The organism is Amycolatopsis sp. NPDC006131 (genome assembly GCF_040614175.1).
In the GTDB taxonomy this organism is placed as follows: domain Bacteria; phylum Actinomycetota; class Actinomycetes; order Mycobacteriales; family Pseudonocardiaceae; genus Amycolatopsis_E; species Amycolatopsis_E tucumanensis.
In genome coordinates, this window is record NZ_JBEXTX010000022.1 from 54,911 (window position 1) to 75,335 (window position 20,425).

General features: G+C 72.0%; 18 protein-coding genes. 13 read left to right on the forward strand and 5 right to left on the reverse strand.

The genetic code is table 11. The features are described from left to right. Positions 1-28: 28 nt before the first annotated feature. Positions 29-1,342, reverse strand: a complete 1,314-nt coding sequence (locus tag ABZ215_RS14730) for a CaiB/BaiF CoA-transferase family protein (RefSeq protein WP_354949884.1) — start codon at positions 1,340-1,342, stop codon at positions 29-31. A 54-nt stretch (positions 1,343-1,396) separates the two neighbouring features. Here ABZ215_RS14730 and ABZ215_RS14735 point away from each other — a divergent pair, with 54 nt between their 5' ends. After that, positions 1,397-2,866, forward strand: coding sequence for an aldehyde dehydrogenase (NADP(+)) (locus tag ABZ215_RS14735; RefSeq protein WP_354949885.1), 1,470 nt, complete (start codon positions 1,397-1,399; stop codon positions 2,864-2,866). Between the two features lie 21 nt (positions 2,867-2,887). Here ABZ215_RS14735 and ABZ215_RS14740 read toward each other — a convergent pair whose 3' ends face one another. Then, entirely contained in the window at positions 2,888-3,325 is a 438-nt protein-coding gene (locus ABZ215_RS14740; RefSeq protein ID WP_354949913.1) for an ROK family protein, read from the reverse strand. A 283-nt stretch (positions 3,326-3,608) separates the two neighbouring features. Between ABZ215_RS14740 and ABZ215_RS14745 the strand changes: the two genes are divergently transcribed. The 12 genes from ABZ215_RS14745 to ABZ215_RS14800 all read left to right on the forward strand — a co-directional run bounded on the left by ABZ215_RS14745 (position 3,609) and on the right by ABZ215_RS14800 (position 16,849). Beyond that, on the forward strand, positions 3,609-4,694 hold the full coding sequence (locus ABZ215_RS14745) for a DUF2254 domain-containing protein (RefSeq protein WP_354949886.1): 1,086 nt from the start codon (positions 3,609-3,611) through the stop codon (positions 4,692-4,694). Positions 4,695-5,376: 682 nt separating this feature from the next. Next, the gene (locus tag ABZ215_RS14750) at positions 5,377-6,216 is read left to right on the forward strand and encodes a sugar phosphate isomerase/epimerase family protein (RefSeq protein WP_354949887.1); all 840 of its coding nucleotides are present in this window, start codon (positions 5,377-5,379) and stop codon (positions 6,214-6,216) included. Then, on the forward strand, positions 6,216-7,262 hold the full coding sequence (locus ABZ215_RS14755; protein ID WP_354949888.1) for a Gfo/Idh/MocA family oxidoreductase: 1,047 nt from the start codon (positions 6,216-6,218) through the stop codon (positions 7,260-7,262). Before ABZ215_RS14750 ends, ABZ215_RS14755 begins: the two co-directional genes overlap by 1 nt. Beyond that, positions 7,259-8,179, forward strand: a complete 921-nt coding sequence (locus tag ABZ215_RS14760; protein ID WP_354949889.1) for a sugar phosphate isomerase/epimerase — start codon at positions 7,259-7,261, stop codon at positions 8,177-8,179. The genes ABZ215_RS14755 and ABZ215_RS14760 overlap by 4 nt, the downstream gene beginning before the upstream one ends. Positions 8,180-8,188: 9 nt before the next feature. Further along, positions 8,189-9,772 carry a GMC family oxidoreductase N-terminal domain-containing protein gene (locus tag ABZ215_RS14765; RefSeq protein ID WP_354949890.1) on the forward strand — a complete coding sequence of 528 codons (1,584 nt, stop codon included), beginning with the start codon at positions 8,189-8,191 and terminating at the stop codon, positions 9,770-9,772. Next, positions 9,769-11,277: a sugar ABC transporter ATP-binding protein gene (locus tag ABZ215_RS14770; protein ID WP_354949891.1), complete on the forward strand. Its 1,509-nt coding sequence runs from the start codon at positions 9,769-9,771 to the stop codon at positions 11,275-11,277. The genes ABZ215_RS14765 and ABZ215_RS14770 overlap by 4 nt, the downstream gene beginning before the upstream one ends. After that, on the forward strand, positions 11,264-12,271 hold the full coding sequence (locus ABZ215_RS14775; RefSeq protein WP_354949892.1) for an ABC transporter permease: 1,008 nt from the start codon (positions 11,264-11,266) through the stop codon (positions 12,269-12,271). The genes ABZ215_RS14770 and ABZ215_RS14775 overlap by 14 nt, the downstream gene beginning before the upstream one ends. Then, positions 12,268-13,275: an ABC transporter permease gene (locus ABZ215_RS14780; RefSeq protein ID WP_354949893.1), complete on the forward strand. Its 1,008-nt coding sequence runs from the start codon at positions 12,268-12,270 to the stop codon at positions 13,273-13,275. The genes ABZ215_RS14775 and ABZ215_RS14780 overlap by 4 nt, the downstream gene beginning before the upstream one ends. Further along, complete coding sequence (locus tag ABZ215_RS14785) at positions 13,272-14,309, forward strand: substrate-binding domain-containing protein (RefSeq protein ID WP_354949894.1); 1,038 nt, start codon at positions 13,272-13,274, stop codon at positions 14,307-14,309. The genes ABZ215_RS14780 and ABZ215_RS14785 overlap by 4 nt, the downstream gene beginning before the upstream one ends. A gap of 10 nt (positions 14,310-14,319) precedes the next feature. Next, positions 14,320-15,159, forward strand: a complete 840-nt coding sequence (locus tag ABZ215_RS14790) for a sugar phosphate isomerase/epimerase family protein (protein ID WP_354949895.1) — start codon at positions 14,320-14,322, stop codon at positions 15,157-15,159. Between the two features lie 2 nt (positions 15,160-15,161). Then, positions 15,162-16,022, forward strand: a complete 861-nt coding sequence (locus ABZ215_RS14795; RefSeq protein WP_354949896.1) for a sugar phosphate isomerase/epimerase — start codon at positions 15,162-15,164, stop codon at positions 16,020-16,022. 14 nt (positions 16,023-16,036) lie between these two features. Further along, complete coding sequence (locus tag ABZ215_RS14800; protein WP_354949897.1) at positions 16,037-16,849, forward strand: mycofactocin-coupled SDR family oxidoreductase; 813 nt, start codon at positions 16,037-16,039, stop codon at positions 16,847-16,849. Between the two features lie 44 nt (positions 16,850-16,893). On the opposite strand, the gene ABZ215_RS14805 is transcribed toward ABZ215_RS14800, so the two are convergent. The 3 genes from ABZ215_RS14805 to ABZ215_RS14815 all read right to left on the reverse strand — a co-directional run bounded on the left by ABZ215_RS14805 (position 16,894) and on the right by ABZ215_RS14815 (position 20,425). Beyond that, entirely contained in the window at positions 16,894-18,228 is a 1,335-nt protein-coding gene (locus tag ABZ215_RS14805; protein ID WP_354949898.1) for an MFS transporter, read from the reverse strand. A gap of 65 nt (positions 18,229-18,293) precedes the next feature. Next, a complete protein-coding gene (locus ABZ215_RS14810) occupies positions 18,294-19,523 on the reverse strand; it encodes a 2Fe-2S iron-sulfur cluster-binding protein (protein ID WP_354949899.1) in 1,230 nt (409 codons plus the stop codon). Continuing rightward, positions 19,520-20,425 carry an FAD binding domain-containing protein gene (locus ABZ215_RS14815; RefSeq protein ID WP_354949900.1) on the reverse strand — a complete coding sequence of 302 codons (906 nt, stop codon included), beginning with the start codon at positions 20,423-20,425 and terminating at the stop codon, positions 19,520-19,522. The genes ABZ215_RS14810 and ABZ215_RS14815 overlap by 4 nt, the downstream gene beginning before the upstream one ends.

Genomic DNA, 20,425 nt, shown 5'->3' on the forward strand with positions numbered 1-20,425 from the left:
CTCCTCAATGCTTTTCTCGGCTACCGGTTCACATCGGTGGCCAGCGCAGACCGGTGACGGCGCTGCCGTCGCGGGGTCCCGCTGCCTTGTCCGCTTCTTCGGCGGAGAGTCCGAACCGGGCGAGCACCCGCTCGGTCGCGTCGGCGGTGTCGGTCCGGCCGGGCGTCGCCGCGGTCCGGGAGTACACCGGCACCGCCGGCACCGACCCGGGGTCGAATCCCTGGTAACGCTCGGCGATTTGGTCGAACTCACCCAGCTCGTGTGGTTCGAGGACCGGGGTGACGCACGCGTCGATCCCGGCGAAGAACTTCGTCCACTCCGCCATCGTCCGCTGCCGGAAGGCGTCACCGAGCCGCGCCTCGATCGTGGCGAAGTTGGCCGGGTCGAAGTGGTCGGGCACGGCACCGAGGTCCAGTGCCTGCCAGAGGTTCGCGAAGAACGCCTTCTCCAGCGCGCCGACCGCCACGTGACGACCGTCGGCGCACTCGTAGCAGCGGTAGGCCGGCAGCGTCCCGGTGAGCACACCCTCACCGCGCCGCGGCAGTGCTCCTCCGCCCCAGTCGGCGAAGTTCATGCCCATCATGGACAGCACCCCGTCGACCATGGCGGCGTCGAGGTACTGTCCGCGGCCGGAACGCTCCCGTTCGTAGAGCGCCCCCACGATGCCGAACGCCGCGAGCAGCCCGCCCCCGGCGAAGTCGGCGACCAGGTTCAGCGGGGGCGCCGGCGGACCGTCGGCCGGACCGAAGGTGCCCAGCGCGCCGCCGATCGCGAGGTAGTTGATGTCGTGGCCGGCGCGCTGCGCGAGCGGGCCGGTCTGGCCGTAACCGGTGACGCTGCAGTAGACCAGGCGCGGGTTGAGCGCGCTGAGCTCCGCGTACCCGGCGCCGAGCCGGTCGGCCACCCCGGGCCGGAAGCCCTCCATGAGCACATCGGACTCGGCGACCAGCCGGTGCAGGGCGGCGCGGCCCTCGGTGGTCTTGAGGTCGAGCGTGATGAATTCCTTGCCCCGGGACAACGCGGGCACCGGCAGACCGGAGCGGCCGCCGCCGATCGCGATCACTTCGGCGCCGAGATCGGCCAGCAGCATGCTGCCGTACGGGCCCGGAGCGAGCCTGGTCATGTCGAGCACCCGGATTCCGGCGAGCGGTCCTGCCGCCCGGCCCGTCACCGGACGCCTCCGGCAGACCGGGAAAGTACTGCGGTTCGAAGCAAAACGGTCCTCCTCAGCGAGGTCGCGGGTCGCCGCGATGGATCGATGCTCGCCCGGGCCGCCGCCGCGCCGGTACCTCCACCTGGAGGTACCGGTTTCCGCGGGCCGGCGGTGATCGTGGGGAGCCACGGATTCCCGTGCGGCCGGAACTTCCGGCCATTCCGGCGAACAGAAGGAGCGACGATGCCTGCCCCCGCGATCGCGGACACCACCTGCCAGGAGTACGAGGAGGTGCTGACGGCGGCCCGGTCGGCCGCGCCGGTGCTCGCGGCGATGCCCCTGACCGAGCGCGCCGGCCTGCTGCGCGCCGTCGCCGGCGCTCTGCGCGCGCAGGCGGACGAGCTGGTGCCGCTGGCCGACGCGGACAGCTCGCTCGGCACGCCCAGGCTCACCGGCGAGGTCGAGCGGACCGCCGGGCAGCTCGAGATGTTCGCCGACGCCGTGGAGGAGGGCTCGTGGCTGGAGGCGGTCATCGACCGCGCCGGCCCGGATCTGCGGCGGATGCTGATCCCGCTCGGCCCGGTCGCGGTGTTCGGCGCGAGCAACTTCCCGTTCGCCTTCGGGCTGGCCGGGGGCGACACGGCGTCGGCGCTGGCGGCGGGGTGCCCGGTGATCGCGAAGGCCCATCCGGCCCAGCCCCGGCTGTCGGGTGCCTACGCGCGGGTGGTCGTCGACGCGTTGCGTGCGGCCGGCGCGCCCGACGGTACGTTCGCCGTGGTTCACGGGATGGAGACCGGACGCGAACTGGTGACCGACGCGCGGATCACCGCCGTCGCCTTCACCGGTTCGACGGCGGGAGGACGGGCTCTGGCGGACCTGGCCGCGGCCAGGCCCTCCCCCATTCCCTTCTACGGGGAACTGGGCAGCCTCAACCCGGTGTTCGTCACCCGCGAAGCGGCCCGGGTACGCGGCGGGGACATCGTCGACGGCTTCCTGGCGTCGATGTCACTGGGCGCCGGGCAGTTCTGCACCAAACCGGGTGTGCTGTTCGTGCCGGCGGGGTGCGGGCTGGAGGATCGGATCGCCACCGGCGCGCCCAAGGCTCCGATGCGGTTGCTGCACGAGGGCATCGGCGCCGCGTTCCGGGCCGGGGCCGCGCGACTGGCGGCCCATCCGGCGGTGCGGTCGCTGAGCGTCCCCGAGCAGGACGCCGCGGACGAATCGGTCGTCCGGCCCGTTCTGGTCAGCACCACCGCCGCGGAATTCGCCCGATGTTCCGGGCAGTTGCTCGTGGAGTGTTTCGGCCCGTTCGCGCTGGTCGTGATCTATGCCGACGAGGCGGAACTGCCTGCCGCGGCGGATCTGCTGGAGGGCAACCTCACCGCCACCGTGCACGGGGAACAGCGCGGCGACGCGATCGCACCGGCCCTGCTGCACGCTCTGACCGGCAAAGCGGGGCGAGTCATCTGGAACGGCTGGCCGACCGGCGTCGCGGTCGGCTGGGCGCAGCACCACGGCGGCCCGTACCCGGCGACGACCTCGGTGCACACCTCGGTCGGGGCCACCGCGATGCGCCGGTTCCTGCGCCCGGTCGCCTACCAGTCGGTGCCGGACGCGCTGCTGCCGCCCGCACTCCGGGACGCGAATGAACTTCGCATCCCGCGGCGGGTGGACGGTGCGCTCACGGCCGCACCGGTGGCCGCGACGCGGTAGCGCTCCCGTCCGGGCCGGTGGCTACCGGGCAAGACACAGTCCGAGCTGCAGCATGGGCGAATCCTGCGGCCGGGTGTGGTCGGCGATCCCGCGGGGAGAGAGGACCTGCTCGATCGCCGGCACCATGCCGCCGATGAGACACGCTTCGTCACCCAGCGAGCTGTGCACCACCTCGCGGACCTCGCTGACGGTGTTCGCCTCGCCACGGACCACCGAAGCCAGCAGGTGGTCCTCGCTCAGCCCGAGCCGCGACGCGATGGCCCCGGTCGAGGCGATGGCTTCGAGGCAGCCGTGGTTTCCGCAGCGGCACAACGCGTCGGGCAGCTCGGGCACGCGGATGTGCCCGATGTCCGCGGCGGCGTCGTCCGCGCCGTGCCGGAGCCTGCCGTTCTCGCCGACGGACCCGCCGTCGACGCCCGGTCCGATGTGGACGTGTCCAGTGTGGTCGGCGCGAGCCAGTGGCCTCCCCTGGCGGGGCGACCGCCTAGCGGCGAAAGCCGCGTGTTGCGGGCCGTCAGCGGCTCCGCCAGGCGGGAGGGCCTGTGGTGCGCGCCGGTGTCGATGTCGGCAGGACGGTTCCGGCCGCGGCCGAAGGAGGAGGACGTTCGATGGTGTCCCTGCGGTGCCGCCATCGGCTGCGGGCCAGCCTGTGGGTCACGCCGTTGCTGTGCGTCCTGGCTTCGATCGCGCTGTCGCTGGTGACGGTGGCGATCGACCGGCGGTTCGGCGACCGGCTGGTTCCGTGTCGATCACGGGGTCACCGGACGCCGTGTCCAACATCCTCAGCACCATCGCCTCCGCGATGGTCACCCTGACCACGCTCGTGCTCACGGTGACGACGGTGGCCGTCCAGCTCGCGATGGGCCAGTTCTCGCCGCGCATCGTGCGGGCGCTGCTGCAGGACCGCAGCAGCCAGCTGGCCTACGGGCTGTCCGCCTCGACGTTCACCTTCGCGATCCTGGCGCTGCGCGAGGTCAACGCCGTGGACGGGAGCGCCGTGCCCGGCCTGACCGTGCTGGTGGCCTACGCGCTGATGCTCTCCAGCATCGCCGCGTTGTTCCTATACATCCACCACTCGGGCAACGCGCTGCGCGCCGCGGGCCTGATCGACCTGGTCGGGGACCACCTGCGTGAGCAGCTGAACCGCAAGTACCCCGCCATGGCGCCACCGCCGGCGCGGCCCGGAGTCGTGGCCTCGCCGGAACCCGGGCTCGTGGTCGACCTGGACCACCCCGCGCTGGTCGCGGCGGCGTCGGAGGCCGGCTGCGCGCTGGAGATGGTCCCGCTGATGGGGGACTTCGTCCCGGCGGACGCCCCGCTGTTCCGTGTGAACGGCGACCCGGACCGTCTCGACCACACCCGCGTCGCGGGGCTCGTCGTCCTGGCCGCGGAGCGGACCCACGGCGACGACCCGGCGTACGGCTTCCGCAAGCTGGTCGACATCGCCGAGCGGGGTCTGGCGCAGCCGTTCACCGATCCGACCACCGCCGTCATGGTGATCGACCGACTGCACGACTGCCTGCGCCACCTCGCCACGCGCGACTTCCCCGCCGGCCGGAACCGTGACGGCGGCGGCGAGGTCCGGCTCATCGAACGCACCCTCGACTGGGACGGCTACGTGCGGCTCGCGTTCGACGGGGCATCGGTTCGGGCGACGACCTCGCGGCGGACGCCGTCCGCCGGGACTGAGATCCCGCCGCCGGGCGGTGCGCACCGGCCCACCCGGCATGACCGTCGCGCTGTCCGGCCACTCCATGATCACCCGCGGGCCGGTGGTGCGCCACCCACGCCGCCGAGCGCGTGCTCGACCAACCGGCCGGAACCCTGAACCTGACCGTTCGGGCGCCGGGAACTCGCCAAGGCGACCCTGCCGGCCTGATGCCGCCCCGGCCGGTCTCGACCCGTTGCGCTTCCACATCCGGTAGGTGGTGTCCTCGATCTCGCCGAGGTCGAAGACCGCCCGCGTCACGCGATCCTCTGCGTGATCACGTTGCGGTACTCCCCAGTGTGACCGTCCCCACGTCCCCGGCCACGACTCGCAGCTGGTCCTGGCACTCGTCCTTCTTCCGCGCACTCGGGGTTGACTTCTGTTTGCAGTAGACATTACTTTGCTCCTCGCAAGCTGAAAAGCCTTGCGGTGACATCGACGTCCAGGAGGTGCACGTGCCGCTCCACCAGCTCACCCGCCGACGAACGGCGGGACCGGCTGCGCATGCGGCACGCCACTGTGGAGGGTGATCTGGACGCCGCGCTGACGCGGGTGACCGTCCCGCTCGGCCGAGCGGAAGATGTTCGCCCGCCACACCGGCAAGCCCCTGACCGCACCATCCACCTGGGACGAATCCGGTCGCCGCACCCGGACGGGCCCCTGGACCACGCGATCCCGCTCGCCACCCTGCGGCGCGCCGGAGTCGCCGGGTAGCCGCGGTCCGGTCCTGGTCATCCGGCCTTTTGGACACAGCGAACGAAAACGTGCACACCATCATCGACAGCGGTCTCGGGAGGACGCGATGCGGCTCGGTTACCACACGATCACCTGGGGCGGCGTGACGGGTGACCCCACGGGGGTCACGAGCGTCAAGGACCTCGTCTACCGCGTTCCGGGCTCCATGCCCCGCGCGCTGCGGGACATCGCCGCCGCGGGTTACCAGGGCGTGGAACTGTTCGACGGCAACCTCGCCGACTTCGCCGCCGAACCCGGGCGCCTGCGGGACCTGCTCGCGGAGACCGGCCTGGAGCTCGTGAGCGTCTACACGGGAGCGAACTTCGTCTACTCCGAACTCCTGCCCGACGAGCTGCACCGGGTACGCCGGGCGGCGGAGCTCGCCGCGGAGTTCGGCGCCGAGCACCTCGTCGTGGGCGGCGGCGCGCGCCGGGCCGTCGGCACCCCGGACAGCGACTACGACCGCCTCGGCGAGGCACTCGACACCGTCGCCGGCCTCGCCGAGGACCACGGGTTGTCGGCCTGCTACCACCCGCACCTCACCACGATCGTCGAAAGCCCGGACGAGGTGCACCGGTTGTTCGATCGCTCCCGCATCGGCTTCTGCCCCGACACCGCGCACCTGAAGGCGGGTGGCGGAGACCCGGCCGGGCTCATCCGCGCGCACCGGGACCGCGTCCGCCACGTGCACCTGAAGGACATGCGCGACGGCCGGTTCCTGCCGCTGGGGCAAGGTGATGTCGACTTCGACGACGTGTTCGCCGCGCTGCGGGAAATCGGATACGACGGGTGGCTGCTCGTGGAACTCGACCACTACGACGGCGATCCGGCGGAAGCCGCGCGGCTCAGCAAGTCCTTTCTCGACGAACGGACCGGCAGGCCCGACGCGCCGGCGGGGAAGAAGTGATGGCGGATCAGGTGCGCGCCGGGATCATCGGCGCGGGGTTCATCGGTGCGGTGCACGCCCAGGCGGTGCGCGTGGGCGGCGGAACGGTGACGAAGGTGGCGGCGTCCAGTCCGGACAGTTCGGCGGCGGCTGCGGCGCGTCTCGGCGCCCTCGCACCGGCGGCGGGCGCCGAAGAGCTCATCGAGTCCGATGACGTCGACGTCGTGCACATCTGCACCCCGAACTCGCTGCACGTGCCGCTTGCCCGCCGCGCGCTCGCCGCGGGCAAGGCGGTCGTCTGCGAAAAACCACTGGCGACCTCCCTGGCGGACGCCGCGGCACTCGCTGCCGAGGCAGGCGACGGGATCGCGACCGTGCCGTTCGTCTATCGGTTCTATCCGGCGGTGCGCGAGGCCCGTGCCCGCATCACGGCCGGGGAGGCGGGCGAGCTGAGCCTGTTGCACGGCGCCTACCTGCAGGACTGGCAGGCCGGCGGCGCGAGCGCGGGCTGGCGCGGGCATCCGGCCGAGGGCGGGGCCCACCGCGCGTTCGCCGACATCGGGGTGCACTGGTGCGACCTCGTGGAGTTCGTGACCGGTCACCGGATCGCCCGTCTGTGCGCACGGACCACCGGCGGGGGGACGACCACGACCGTCCAGTTCGAGACCATGGCCGGGGCGGCCGGCGCCGTCGTGGTGAGCCAGACCGCGATCGGACGGCGCAACTCACTGCGCTTCTCGCTCGACGGCACCAGCGCGTCGTACGCCTTCGACCAGGAACACCCGGAGCAGCTGCACATCGGTGGCCTTGGTGCGAACACCGTGCTCGACCGCGGCTCCGCCACGATGTCACCGGCGGCGGCGAGGTATTCCACCCTGCCACCCGGCCACCCGCAGGGCTACCAGGACTGCTTCAACGCCTTCGTCTCCGACACCTACCGGGCGCTGCGCGGAGACGTCCCGGACGGCCTGCCCACCTTCGCCGACGGCGTCCGGGCGGCCGCCCTCACCGACGCGGTCGTCGCGTCCGGCACGTCCTCGACCTGGGTGGAGGTTCCCGCGTCATGAAGCTCGGCTTTCTCACCGCCTGCCTGCCCACGCGGCCGCTGGCCGAGATCGCGGAATGGGCCGCGGCGCACGGCTACGAGGCGCTCGAGGTGGCCGCGTGGCCCGACCTCGGCGACCGCCCGTTCACCGCCACGCACCTCGACGTCGCGAACCTGGGCGAGCGCGGGGCAGACGAGACCCGGGCGCTGTTCGACGGGCACGGGCTCACGTTGTCGTCGCTGGCGTTCTACGACAACAACCTGCATCCGGACCCGGACGAGCGGACAGCGATCAACGAACACGTGCTGGCGTGCGTCGAGGCCGCCGCCAGGCTGGGCTGCCCGACGGTCGGCACGTTCGTCGGCCGCCATCCCGGCCGGACGGTGTCGGAGAACCTGGAGGACGCCGAGCGGGTGTTCGCCCCGCTCGTGGACCGCGCGGGTGAGCTGGGCGTCAAGCTCGTCGTCGAGAACTGCGTGATGGAGGGCTGGCACCCCGACGGCTATCCGGGCAACCTGGCCTACTCGCCGGAGCTGTGGGAGTGGATGTTCTCCCTCGGCCTCTACCTCAACTACGACCCGAGTCACCTCGTCTGGATGGGCATCGATCCCGTCGCCGCGCTGCGGCCCTACGTCGAGAAGATCCCGCACGCGCAGGCCAAGGACATCCAGCTGTTCCCCGAGCGCCGGCACCGCTACGGCTGGCCCGGCAAGGCCATCGGCCGCACCGATCCCTTCGACGTGGGCTGGTGGCGCTACCGCGTGCCCGGCCTCGGCGAGGTGGACTGGCGGGCCGTGGTCGATGCGCTCTACGAAGGCGGCTTCGACGGCGTGCTGTCCGTCGAACACGAAGACCCCGTGTGGGGCGGCACCGACGACAAGGTCCGCAAAGGCCTGGAGGTCGCCCACCGCACGCTCCGTCCCCTACTCATCAGCTGAGGAGAACTCTTGACCGAGCACTACAACGTGGTAGTCGTCGGAGGTGGAACAGCGGGCTGCGTCGTCGCGGCCCGGCTGAGCGAGGATCCGGACCGGACAGTGCTGTTGCTGGAGGCCGGTCCCGACTACCCCACCGAGGAAGCGATCCCGGACCCGGTACGCGACGGCCGGTACGTGCCCATGCGGGGGCACGCGCCCGAAGCCGACCCGCGCCACGACTGGGCGCTGACCGCCGAAGGGCACAGCGACGTCCCGATCTCCGTGCCGCAGGGCCGTCTCGTCGGTGGCGGCTCGGCGATCAACGGCATGATCTCACTGCGCGGCGCCACCGCGGACTACCGTGAGTGGGCCGCGCTGGGCAACCCGCACTGGGACTGGCCACACGTCCTCGCCGCGTACCGGGCGCTGGAGGACGACGCGGCGCCCGGCGACGACATCCACGGCCGTTCCGGTCCGTTCCCGCTCGTCCGCGCCCGTGAGGACGAATACGGCCCGCTGCAGGCGGCGTTCGTCCAGACCTGCCGCAAGCTCGGCGTTCCCGACGCCGGCGACTTCAACGCCCCGGACGCCGAAGGGGTCGGCCCGGTGCCGATGAACCGGCGCGGCGCGCTGCGGATGTCCACCGCGCTGACCCACCTCGCACCCGCCCGCACCAGACCCAACCTCACGGTGCGGGGCGAGGTCCTGGTCCGGCGCGTCACGTTCGACGGCACCCGGGCGACCGGCGTCGAACTGGCCGACGGAACCCGCGTCGGCGCGGGCGAGGTGATCCTGTGCGCGGGCGCGATCCAGAGTCCCGCGCTGCTCCAGCGATCCGGCATCGGTCCGCGGGTCGTGCTGGCGCGCCTCGGCGTGCCCACGGTCGCCGAGCTTCCCGCCGGGCACCACCTCGGCGACCACTTCTCCGTCCCGCTCGTCGCTCCCCCGCGGGAGGGCGCGTGGTCGCCGGAGGACTTCAGCCTGCAGACCGCCCTCCGCACCTCGACCACCGTCCAGCCGGGGTCGCTCGACGCGCAGCTGACGATGTTCGCCTACCTCAACGTCGCCACCACCGGGGACGGCGCCCGCGGTCTGGCAGGCAAGAGCAGGCCGGACGTGAGCCACGTCGCCGGAATCGGCTGTGTGCTCAACAAACCGCGCGCGACCGGCACGGTGAGTGCCAGGTCGCTCGACCCGGCCGAACTCCCGCGCGTGCGGCCGAACTACCTCGGCGAGCAGGTGGACCGCGACGCCATGCGGGAGATCGTCCGGCTCGGCTGGCAGGTGATCACCAGCGACCCGCTGTCCGGCCTGCTGCACGAGCCGATGGGGATCGACGAGGCGACGATCGCCGACGACGCGGCGCTCGACGCGGCGATCAGGGACATGGCGGCCTCCGGCTACCACTTCACCGGTACCTGCCGGATGGCCCCGCCCGAACACGACGGCGTGGTGGACGAAGCCGGTCTCGTGCACGGCTGCCAGAGCCTGCGGGTCGCGGACGCCTCCGTGATCCCGGTGACGCCGGCCGCGAACACCATGCTGCCCACGGTCATGACGGCGGAACGGCTCGCGGCCGCCGCTCGTGGCACGACGTTCGGGGAGCCCCGATGACTGCACCGTTCATCACCCTCACCGGGATCGCGAAGCGCTTCGGCGGGGTGACCGCCCTGCGCGACATGACCATCGAGTTGTACCCGGGCGAAGTGCACGCGCTGCTCGGCGAGAACGGCGCCGGCAAGAGCACCCTCGTCAACATCCTCGCCGGGGTGCACCGGCCGGACGCGGGCACCATCGCGCTCGGCGGGACCGAAGTGACCATCCCCCACCCCCGTGCGGCACGGGCGCTGGGCATCTCGGTGGTGCACCAGCACCCCGTGGTGTTCCCGGACCTGACCGTGGCCGAGAACATCATGTTCACGCAGTCCCCGCCCCGGCGCGGCACTCGGCTGCTCGACTGGCCCGCGGTCGAGCGCGACGCCCGTGCGGCGCTCGGCCGGCTCGGCGCGAACCTCGACCCGCGCACTCCCGTGAACCAGCTGTCCAGCGCCGACCAGCAGTTGCTGGAAATCGCCAAGGCACTGCTCGGGGAGACCCGGCTGCTCGTCCTCGACGAGCCCACCGCCGCGCTGTCCGCCCGGGAGGTCGACCGGCTGATGGACATCGTCCGGCGGCTGAAGGCCGACGGGGTGGCCGTGCTGTTCGTCGGCCACCGGCTCAACGAGGTGTTCGAGCTGGCCGACCGGGTGACGGTCTCGCGCGACGGCGCCACCGTGATCAGCGGACCGGCGAGCGAATTCACCCCGGACAGCGCGGTCCGGCACATGGTCGGCCGGGCCGTGGAGAACGTGTTCCCCAAGGCCGAGGTCGAGCTGGGCGAGGTGAAGCTGGAGGTGCGCGGCCTGACCCGCCGGGACGCCTACCACGACGTGTCGTTCCAGGTCCGGCGCGGCGAGATCCTGGGGCTCGCGGGGCTCGTCGGCGCCGGGCGTACCGAGATCGCCCGCGGGTTGTTCGGGCTCGAACCGGCCGACTCGGGCGACATCCTCGTCGACGGCACGCCGGTGGTGATCCGTTCGCCACGGGACGCGATGGCGCGGCGCATCGCCTATGTCCCCGAGGACCGGCACGCCGAAGGCGTCGCCCTGGACCATTCGATCCGGTTCAACCTGCCGCTCGCCGCCCTCGACGGGATGCGCCGCTTCGGGCTGTTGTCCGCACGACGCGAAGCCGAACTGGCGGCGGACGCCATCGACCGGTTGCGGATCCGCACCAGCGGACCCGACCAGCAGGTGGCGGCACTGTCGGGCGGTAACCAGCAGAAGGTCGTCATCGGGAAGTGGCTCGCCACGGACCCCGAGATCCTGATCCTCGACGACCCGACGAAAGGCATCGACGTCGGCGCGAAGGCCGAGGTGCACCAGCTCGTGTCCGAACAAGCCGCCCGCGGGCTGGCCATCATCCTGATCAGCAACGAGCTCGAGGAGCTGCTAGCGGTGTCCGACCGGGTGATCACCTTCTACCGCGGGCGGCAGGGCCCGGAGTTCGCCCGGCGCCCGTTCGACGCCGAGCAGGTGCTGGGTGCGATGACGGGGCAGGTGGCCCATGAGCTCGCCTGAGTTGCTGCCCGCGCCCGCCGCGCGGCGCCGCTGGTCGCTGTTCGCGCAGCGCGAATTGAGCCTCGCCGGGGTCCTGCTCGGTCTGCTGGTCGTGTTCTCCGTGCTCGTGCCGCGCTTCGCCGGCTTCGACACCCTGCGCCAGGTGCTGGCGGACATGGCGATCGTCGTGATCGTCGCGGCCGGGCAGGCGCTGGTGCTGTTCACCCGCAACATCGACGTGTCCGTCGGTTCCACCGTCGGCCTGACCGCCTACGCCGCCGCGTCCATCATCGCCGCGTACCCCGGGCTTCCCGTCGTCGTGCCGATCGGGGTCGCCATGCTGCTCGGGCTCGTGCTCGGCGCGCTCAACGGGGCGCTCGTCGCCACGCTCAAGGTGCCCTCGATCATGGTCACGCTCGGCACGCTCTACGTCTTCCGCGGCGCCACCTCGGCACTGGCGGGCAGCCAGCAGATCACCGCCCAGAACATGCCGTCGTCCTACACCGCGCTCGCGTCGTGGTCGGTCGCCGGGATCCCGGGCATGTTCGTCTACGCGGCGGTCGTCGTCGTGGCCGCGCACCTGGTGGTCCGGCACACGCTGACCGGCCGGGCGCTGCTCGCGACCGGCAGCGCGCCGGCCTCCGCGCAGCGGATGGGCATCAAGTCCGGGAAGCTCGTGTTCGGCGCGTACGCCGTGACCGGCCTGCTGTGCGGGCTCGCGGGCGTGCTGTGGGGCGCCCGGTACGGCACCGTGGATTCCTCGGCCGCCAACGGGTACGAGCTCGTCGTCCTCGCCGCTGTCGTGATCGGCGGGGTCAGCATCACCGGCGGCGCCGGCTCGATCCCCGGCGTCGTCCTCGGCGCGGCCGTGCTCACCGTGATCGGCATCGGGCTGGCGCTGCTCGACGTCTCACCGTTCTGGCTGCAGGCGATCCAGGGCTTGGTGATCATCGTCGCGATCACCCTCGACCTGGTCCTGCGCCGCCGCCTCACCGCCCGAAGGAGGGCAGCATGACCGACTCCACCGCCCCGGTCCGCAACCGCCGCCTGCCCGCCTGGCTGGGTCCGTGGGAGCTGATGCTCGCCGCGCTGGTCGTCCTTGCCTTCGTGCTGGCGTCGGTGACCAACCCGTACTTCGCCACCGCGGACAACTTCGCCATCACCGCGATCGGCGCGCTCGGCCTGTGCCTGATGGTGGTCCCGATGGCGTGGCTCATGGTCGCCGGGGAGATCGACCTGTCCGTGGCGTCGATCTTCGGCCTGTCGGCGGCGATCTTCGGCCTGACGCTGCGCGCCGGACTGCCGCCCTGGCTTGCGATCATCACCGGCATCCTCGCCGGCACACTCGCGGGCCTGGTCAACGGGCTGCTCGTGGTCGACATCGGATTGCCCTCGCTCATCGTCACGATCGGCACGCTCGGCCTCTACCGGGGCGGCGCGTACATCCTGCTGGGCAACGAGGGCATCAGCGACCTGCCGCCCGCGCTCACGTCGTTCGCGCAGGACTCCGTGCCCGGAAGTCTCGTGCCCTACGGGTTCCTCCTGTTCCTGGTGCTGGCCGTGGTGGCGGCCGTCCTGCTGCACCGCGGCGCGATCGGCCGCAAGGTCTTCGCGATCGGCAGCAGCGCGGAGGTCGCCCGCTTCTCCGGGCTGGCGGTCCGCCGGATCAAACGCGGCCTGTTCCTCTTCTCCGGCACGGTCGCCGGGGTCGCGGGCATCGCCTACAGCGGCTACATCAGCACGGTGCGCGCGACCAACGGCACCGGCCTGGAGCTGGTGGTGATCGGCATCGTGCTGATCGGCGGGGTGAGCATGTACGGCGGACGCGGCTCGTTCGCGGGCGTGGTGCTCGCACTCGTCCTCGTCACGATCCTCACCAGCTGGATGACCCTCGACGATGCCGAAACCGCGGTGCAGTACATGGTCACCGGACTGCTCATGGTCGGCGCCGTCGTCGTTCCCGCCCTCGCGGCGCGCATCCGCGCCGCCCGTGGCCGCCAGACAGGAGCCCGTTCATGACCGCCCGCCGCACCGCACTCACCGCCGCGCTGGTGCTGACGCTGCTGGGAGCCTGTGCCCCGGCCGCGACCACCGGCCCGGCCGGGCCGAAGTCCATCCGTGACTGCAACCTGACGATGATCCCGAAGTCGACCGACAACCCGTACTTCGCCGCCGTGCACACCGGGATGGCGGACGCGCGACGGGAGCTGGGCGGCGACCTGTCGTTCGTCGGCCCCGCCGCCGGTGACGTCACCGGGCAGATCCAGCGCATCCAGAGCGGACGGCAGCGCGGCTCGTGCCTGATCGGACTGTCCGCTGTGGACTCGGCCGCCGTCGCGCCCGCGCTGAACGCGGCGCGCGAGCACGGCGCGAAGATCATGGCGTGGGACGGTGACGTCGCCCCCGGCTCCCGCGGGATCTTCGTCAACATGGCCGCCACCGACGCCATCGGGCGAGCGCAGTTCGACATCCTCGCCAACGCGATGCAGCGGACCGGTCAGTTCGGCATCGTCTCCTCGCAGGCCACCGCCGAGGTCACCAACAAGTGGATCGCGGCGATGCACGCGGAACTGGCCCGGCCGGAGAACAAGGGCATGACCCTGGTCAAGACGTCCTACGGCGACGACGACGCCAAGAAGAGCTACGACGCGGCCGTCGCGCTGATCCGGGCGTACCCAGACCTGCGGGGAATCATGGCGCCCACGCCGATCGCGCTCGAAGCGAGCGTCAAGGCCGCCGCCGACCTGGGCGCGGCGAACCGGATCGTGGTCACCGGCCTCGGCAACCCCAGCGCCGACGCGCAGCTGCTCCACAACGGTCAGGTGCCGGCGTACGTCCTGTGGAGCCCGCGAGAGCTCGGCTACCTCGCCTACTACGCGGCGGCGGCCTACATCTCCGGCGAGATCAGCGGCCGGCCCGGCGAGTCGTTCGCCGCCGGTCACCTCGGCCGCCGCACGGTCGGGGCCAACGGCGAGATCGTGCTGGGCGATCCGATCACGTTCACCAAGGACAACGTCGACGACTACACCCACGACTTCGAGACGACGGATTGAGGCGACACCGATGTTCCGCTACACCTACAACACGCTCGTCTACGGGCGGGAGCCGCTCTCGGAGGGCATCGCGCGGATCGCGAAGTACGGTTACGACGGCGTCGAACTCGTCGGCGAACCGGCGCGGCACGACCCCGGGGAGGTCCGCCGCGAGCTGGCGAAGCACGGCGTGCGCGCGTCGTCGGTTATCAGCGTCTTCACCCCGGAACGCGACGTGGTCAGCACCGACTCCGCGATCCGCCGCAACGCGCTGGATTACCTGCGGGGCAACGTCGACTACGCGGCGGCGCTCGGCGCGGACGTCGTCACCTTCACCCCGACGGCCTGCATGAAGATCACCCCGGGGACGGACCGGGAACGCGAGTGGGCGTGGGCGATCGAGACCGCCCGCGCGATCGCCGCCTACGCGGACGACCACGGCGTGCGGATCGCGGTCGAGCCGTGGAACCGCTACGAGACGTACCTGATCAACCGGATGGACCAGGCGATCGCCTTCGTCGACGAAGCCGGGAGCCCCGCGCTGGGCTGCATGGCCGACACCTTCCACATGTCACTGGAGGAGCGCGACATCGCCGCGGCGATCCGGCGGTGCGGCCATCGTCTGGTCCACGTGCACCTGGCCGACAGCAACCGCGCCGCGCCGGGCTACGGGCACACCGACTTCCGGCCGATCGTCCAGGCCATCGCCGACATCGGCTACACCGGGTGGATCTCCTACGAGCTGCTGCCCGCGGCCGGTGACGTCTGGGGTGTGCTGTCCGGCGCGGGCGCGCCGGAGTTCCTCGACCCCTACACGGAGGCCGCCATCGCCCACACCAAGAAGCTCGAGACCGAGCTGGGCCTGGTGTGACGATGCGAAATCCCCTCGGACTGAGCACGTTCACCCTCGCCTCGCCGTTCTCCGACGCCGACTGCCCGGCGGCCTTCGCCAAGGTGGCCGGGCTCGGCTACGACGTGATCGAGGTCTGCGTCGAGGACCCGCGGCTGCTGTCGGCGCGGGCGCTGCGCGACGCGGCCGCGGAACACGGCCTCGGCGTCGGAATCTGCGGCGCCTTCGGTCCCGGCCGGGACCTGTCCGCGGGGGACCCAGGTGACCGCGCCGTGGGCCTGGACTACCTGCGCCGCTGCGTCGAACTCGCGGCGGCGGTCGGCTCACCCCACGTGGCGGGGCCGATGTACGCGCCCACCGGGCAGGCCCGGCTGCTGCCGCCGGACGAGCGCGCACGGCAACGCGAGCGGGCGGCCGAGAGCCTCCGCGCCGCCGCGGACCACGCGGGCGAGCACGGCGTGCGGCTGGCGCTGGAACCGTTGAACCGGTTCGAAACAGATCTCGTCAACACCGTCGAACAGGGCCTGGAACTGTGCGCCGCCACCGGTCGCGACAACGTCGGCCTCCTGCTCGACACCTTCCACCAGAACATCGAAGAGAAGGACATCGGGGCCGCGATCCGCTCGGCAGGCGACCGGCTCTTCCACTTCCAGGTCTCGGAGAACGACCGCGGCACCCCCGGCAGCGGGCACATCCCGTGGCCGGAGGTGTTCGCCGCACTCGACGACCTCGGCTACACCGGGCAGATCGTGGTCGAATCGTTCCTGCCCACGGTCGCCGAGATCGCGCGGGCGGTGTCGCTGTGGCGCCCGGTCGCCCCGTCGATGGACGCGCTGGCCGCCGACGGCCTCGCCTTCCTCCGCGCCGCACTGCACAACCACTGAAAGGAGCAAGCACAATGGGACAGCTCGACGGGAAGGTCGCCGTCATCACCGGAGGCGGCCGCGGCCAGGGACGCTCGCACGCGGTGCGGCTCGCCGAGGAGGGCGCGGACATCGTCGTGTGCGACATCACCGAGCAGGTCGGCTCCGTGCCGTTCCCGACTGGGCGCCCGGGAGACCTCGAGGAGACGGTCGCCGCGGTCGAGAAGACCGGACGTCGTTGCATCGCAGTAGAAGCCGACGTGCGCAGCACCGCGGACATGACCCGGCTCGCGGACACCGCGATGGGCGAATTCGGGCGCATCGACATCCTGCTCGCCAACGCGGGCATCCTCAGCCTGTCGGAGAACACGTGGGAGCTGACCGACGAGGCCTGGGACGACATGATCGACATCAACCTCACCGGCGTGTTCAAGGCCGCCAGGGCGGTGATCCCGCACATCCGGGCCGGCGGCCGCGGTGGTTCCCTCGTCTTCACGTCGTCGATCGCCGGGCTCAAGGGGGTCGCGGGCTGCACGCACTACGCGGCCGCGAAACACGGCATCGTCGGTCTCATGCGGACTCTCGCGCGCGAGCTGGCGCCGGAGTCGATCCGCGTCAACACCATCCACCCCACCGGGGTCGACTCCCCCATGTCCAACAACGAGTTCTTCCCCAAGTGGCTCGACGAGCACAAGGAACTCGGCGACGCGATGCGCTACAACCTGATGCCGGTCGACGCGATGCCGGTGCGCGACGTGTCCGATGTCGTCTTGTTCCTGGTGTCCGACGCCGGCAAGTGGATCACCGGCACCACCCAGCAGATCGACGCCGGCTTCATGCTGAAGTGAGCTGTGGCCGGCCCCGCCCCACACAGGGCGGGGCCGGTCAGCCTTCAGGCGGGCGTGACGTCGTCGGCGACGGTTGTCCGCGCATCGCGCTCGCGGTCGAGGGCGCCCCGGGTTTCCGGGCTGGCGAGGACCGCGAGGACGAACACCACGGCCGCGCCCACCAGGAACATCGCGAGCCGCGAGGGGACGTCCGCCAGTTCCGGGCTGAGGAGGCTCACCAGGGTCGGCATCAGCCCGCCGAGCATGAAGCCCAGGTTCCAGCTCACCGCCGTGCCCCTGGCCCGCAGTCCGGTCGGGTACCGCTCGTTGAGGAAGATCATCAGCGGCGAGTACGCGGCGTTGGACAGCATCACCATGACCACGCACAGCAGCGCCACGACCGTCCCGCGACCGCCTCCCGCGGAGGCGATGCCCCAGGTGAGCACCGGCAGCGCGACGAGGTTGCAGAGGCCGAACCCGAGCATGGTCCGGCGGCGGCCGAGGCGTTCGCTCAGCTCGCCCGCGCCGATCGCGGCCCCGACCACCACGACACTGCTGACCAGCAGGACCGTGCCGCGCTGGGCGGCCGGGAGCCCGACCACTTCGCTGAGCAGGGTGGGCAGGTACCCGGAGGTCAGGTAGTACTGCGCGCCACCGCCGGCGGCCACCGCGATGTTCAGCGCGAGGATCTTCTTACCGCGCCCCCGGAGCAGCTCCCGGAACGGCACCGGCGCCTGCCGCCTGCCCCGGAACTCCGGCGATTCGTCGACCTTGCGCAGCACGAACAGGCTCAGCAGCGCGCTGAGCAGCCCGCAGAAGAACAGCACCCGCCAGCCCCACTGGTCGAACGCCGGGCCGGGGAAGAGCGCCGTCACCACGATGTAGGCCAGGCTGGCCAGCGCGGAACCGAGGCCGGCTCCCCCGGCCCCGATCAGCCCGCTCATCAGCCCACGCCGGCGGGGACCGATGCTCTCCGTGCCGAGTGTGTGCGTGGTGGCGGTGACACCGCCGACGAACAGTCCCTGCGCGATCCGCAGTGCCAGGAACAGGATCGGGGCGAGCACCCCGACCGTCGCGTGGGGCGGCACCAGGCCCATCGCGGCCGTGGTGAGGCCGACGCCGGCCATCACGAGCACCATGGTCGCCTTGCGCCCCTTGCGGTCGGCCAGCTCGCCGAAGATCGCCGCGCCGGCCGGGCGCATCACGACGGTGACCGCGAACGAACCGAACACCGCGGCGATCCCGAGGGTGGGGCTGGTGCTCGGGAAGATGTTCTTGCTGATCGGTCCGGCCACGTAGAGCAGCAGGAACAGGTCGAACAGGTCGAAGGACCAGCCGGCGACGGAAGCGAATACCGCGGCACGAGGCGACTTCGACCGTGGTGCGATATCGGGTTTCACGGTTTCCCCTCACGGGTGACGGAACAGGGACCTGGGCGGGCACCCGCGCTGGGCGCGGACACGGGTCAGCCGGACCTCCGGTGCGAGCGGCGCAGGGCTGTCCGGATCCGGTCGAACAGCGGGGCGAACAGGAGCTTCAGCGCGCTCGGCGGTTCGACCGGGCCGCCGGGAGCCTGCCCGGAGGTCGCGGCTTCGCGCAGGGCGTCCGCGAACTGCTCGAACATGCGCCGGCTCACGTCACCGGCCAGCGCGCGGCCGAACTGCGCGATGCGCCCGGTGAGGTACACCCCTGCCTCGGCCCGCATCATGGTGCCGGTGGCCGTGGCCTCGGTGCGCAGCACGATGTCGGCCTGGGTCTGCGCGCCACCGGTGTCCTGCCCCTGCGCGAGCACGCGCAGGCGCTGACCGGCACGGTCGTGCTCGACGACGTGCGCGACGCCCTTGAACGCGAGCTTGACCGGGCCCACCGACACGCGCGCGCGGCCGGCGTAGTGGTCCTCGCCGAGGTCTTCGGTGAGCTCCGCGCCGGGCAGGCAGCGGGCGAGCAGGGACACGTCGTCGAACACGCGCCACACCGCGTCCACGGGAACGCCGATCTCGGTCCCGATGTCGACCGCGATCGTCGGATCGCCGTCCGGGAGCACGATGTCGATCCGGCGGGTGGTCCCGGTTTCCTCGGCGGCCTCACGGCCGTCGGTGCTGCCGCCCGCCTGGCCGGTGGCCCGGCCGACGAGCGCGCGGTGCGCGCAGTTGCCCGGCGCGGGGATGCCGTCCGGGTGTGCCTGCCTGGTTTCCCTGACCGCGGTGAGGATGTTGCGGTACCCGGTGCAGCGGCAGATGACCCCGGACAGCTCCGCCGGCAGTTCCTCCTCGGTCACCCCGGGCCGGTTGCGGAGCAGGTCGTAGGAGCTCATCAGGAAGCCCGGTGTGCAGAAACCGCACTGCAGCGCGTGGTTGCGGCCGAAGGCCTCCTGCAGCGGGTGCAGGTCGTCCGGTCTGCCGAGGCCCTCCACGGTGACGATGTCGGCCCCGTCGAGCTGGACCGCGAACAGCAGGCAGGCCCGCGCCGCCTCCCCGTCCACGAGCACCGTGCACATTCCGCACACGCCGTGTTCGCAGCCCACGTGCGTGCCGGTGAGCCCGAGGTGGTCGCGCAGCGCGTCGGCGAGCGTGACCCGCGCGGGCAGGCTGAGCACGGCGGGTGTGCCGTTCACGGTCATCCTGACTTCGACGAGATCGTCGGCCGCGGCCTTGACGGCCCGGGGTTTTCCGTGCTGTGCCGACACTTCGGTCACGAGTCCACCTCACCGGCGCTCCGGCGAGCGCGCTCGTATGCCTTGCTCAGTTCCCGGCTCGCCAGCGTGCGGAACAGGCGGCGGCGGTAGTCGCGTGACGCGTGGGCGTCACCTTCGGTGTCGACCAGCTCCTCCGCCACGGCGGTGAGCGGATCGGACAGTGCGCCCGGCAGGCGGCTCACGTCACCGCCGCTTTCGCGCAGTGCGGCGGCGAGCTCACCGGCGGCCGAGCGGGTGACCGGCCGGTCGGACACGCCGAAGCCGGTCAGTTCCGCGTCGGTCTCCGTGCCGCGCACGCGAACCCGGGCGACGACCCCGGCGAGTGCGAAGTCACCGTGCCTGCGCGCGATCTCGGCGAACCCGAAACCCTCACCCTCGCCGGCGACGGGGAAGCGCACCGCGGTCAGGACGTCCTCGGGCCCGAGCGCGGTCGTCATCGCGCCGGAGAAGAACTCCCTGGCACGCACCCGGCGGGCACCGCCGGTGCCGGTCACGGTCAGTTCGGCGTTCAGGCAGCACGCCACGGCAGGCAGCTCGGCGGCCGGGTCGGCGTGCGCGAGGCTCCCGCACACGGTGCCGCGGCTGCGCAGTTCCCGGTGCCCGACCCACGGCAGCGCCATGCCCAGCAAGGGAACCGCGCCGCTCACCGGGTCCCGCTCGACCCGGCGCTGGCGTACCGTGGCGCCGATCTCCAGGTGCCCGTCCGCGGTGCGGAGCCGGTCGAGCTCCGCGACGGCGTTGATGTCCACCAGGGTTTCGGGGCGGGCGAGCCGCATCGCCAGAACAGGCACCAGCGACTGCCCACCCGCGATGACCTTGCCGCCGCCGCCCGCGCTCGCGAGTTCGGCGATCGCGTCGGACAGACTCGACGGCCGGACGTAGGCGAATGGTGCGGCTTTCAC

Coding starts and splice junctions, on each gene's coding strand:
- ABZ215_RS14735 (WP_354949885.1), top strand. CDS start 1,397: ATGCCTGCCCCCGCGATCGCGGACACCACCTGCCAGGAGTACGAGGAG.
- ABZ215_RS14750 (WP_354949887.1), top strand. CDS start 5,377: ATGCGGCTCGGTTACCACACGATCACCTGGGGCGGCGTGACGGGTGAC.
- ABZ215_RS14755 (WP_354949888.1), top strand. CDS start 6,216: ATGGCGGATCAGGTGCGCGCCGGGATCATCGGCGCGGGGTTCATCGGT.
- ABZ215_RS14760 (WP_354949889.1), top strand. CDS start 7,259: ATGAAGCTCGGCTTTCTCACCGCCTGCCTGCCCACGCGGCCGCTGGCC.
- ABZ215_RS14770 (WP_354949891.1), top strand. CDS start 9,769: ATGACTGCACCGTTCATCACCCTCACCGGGATCGCGAAGCGCTTCGGC.
- ABZ215_RS14775 (WP_354949892.1), top strand. CDS start 11,264: ATGAGCTCGCCTGAGTTGCTGCCCGCGCCCGCCGCGCGGCGCCGCTGG.
- ABZ215_RS14780 (WP_354949893.1), top strand. CDS start 12,268: ATGACCGACTCCACCGCCCCGGTCCGCAACCGCCGCCTGCCCGCCTGG.
- ABZ215_RS14785 (WP_354949894.1), top strand. CDS start 13,272: ATGACCGCCCGCCGCACCGCACTCACCGCCGCGCTGGTGCTGACGCTG.
- ABZ215_RS14790 (WP_354949895.1), top strand. CDS start 14,320: ATGTTCCGCTACACCTACAACACGCTCGTCTACGGGCGGGAGCCGCTC.
- ABZ215_RS14795 (WP_354949896.1), top strand. CDS start 15,162: ATGCGAAATCCCCTCGGACTGAGCACGTTCACCCTCGCCTCGCCGTTC.
- ABZ215_RS14800 (WP_354949897.1), top strand. CDS start 16,037: ATGGGACAGCTCGACGGGAAGGTCGCCGTCATCACCGGAGGCGGCCGC.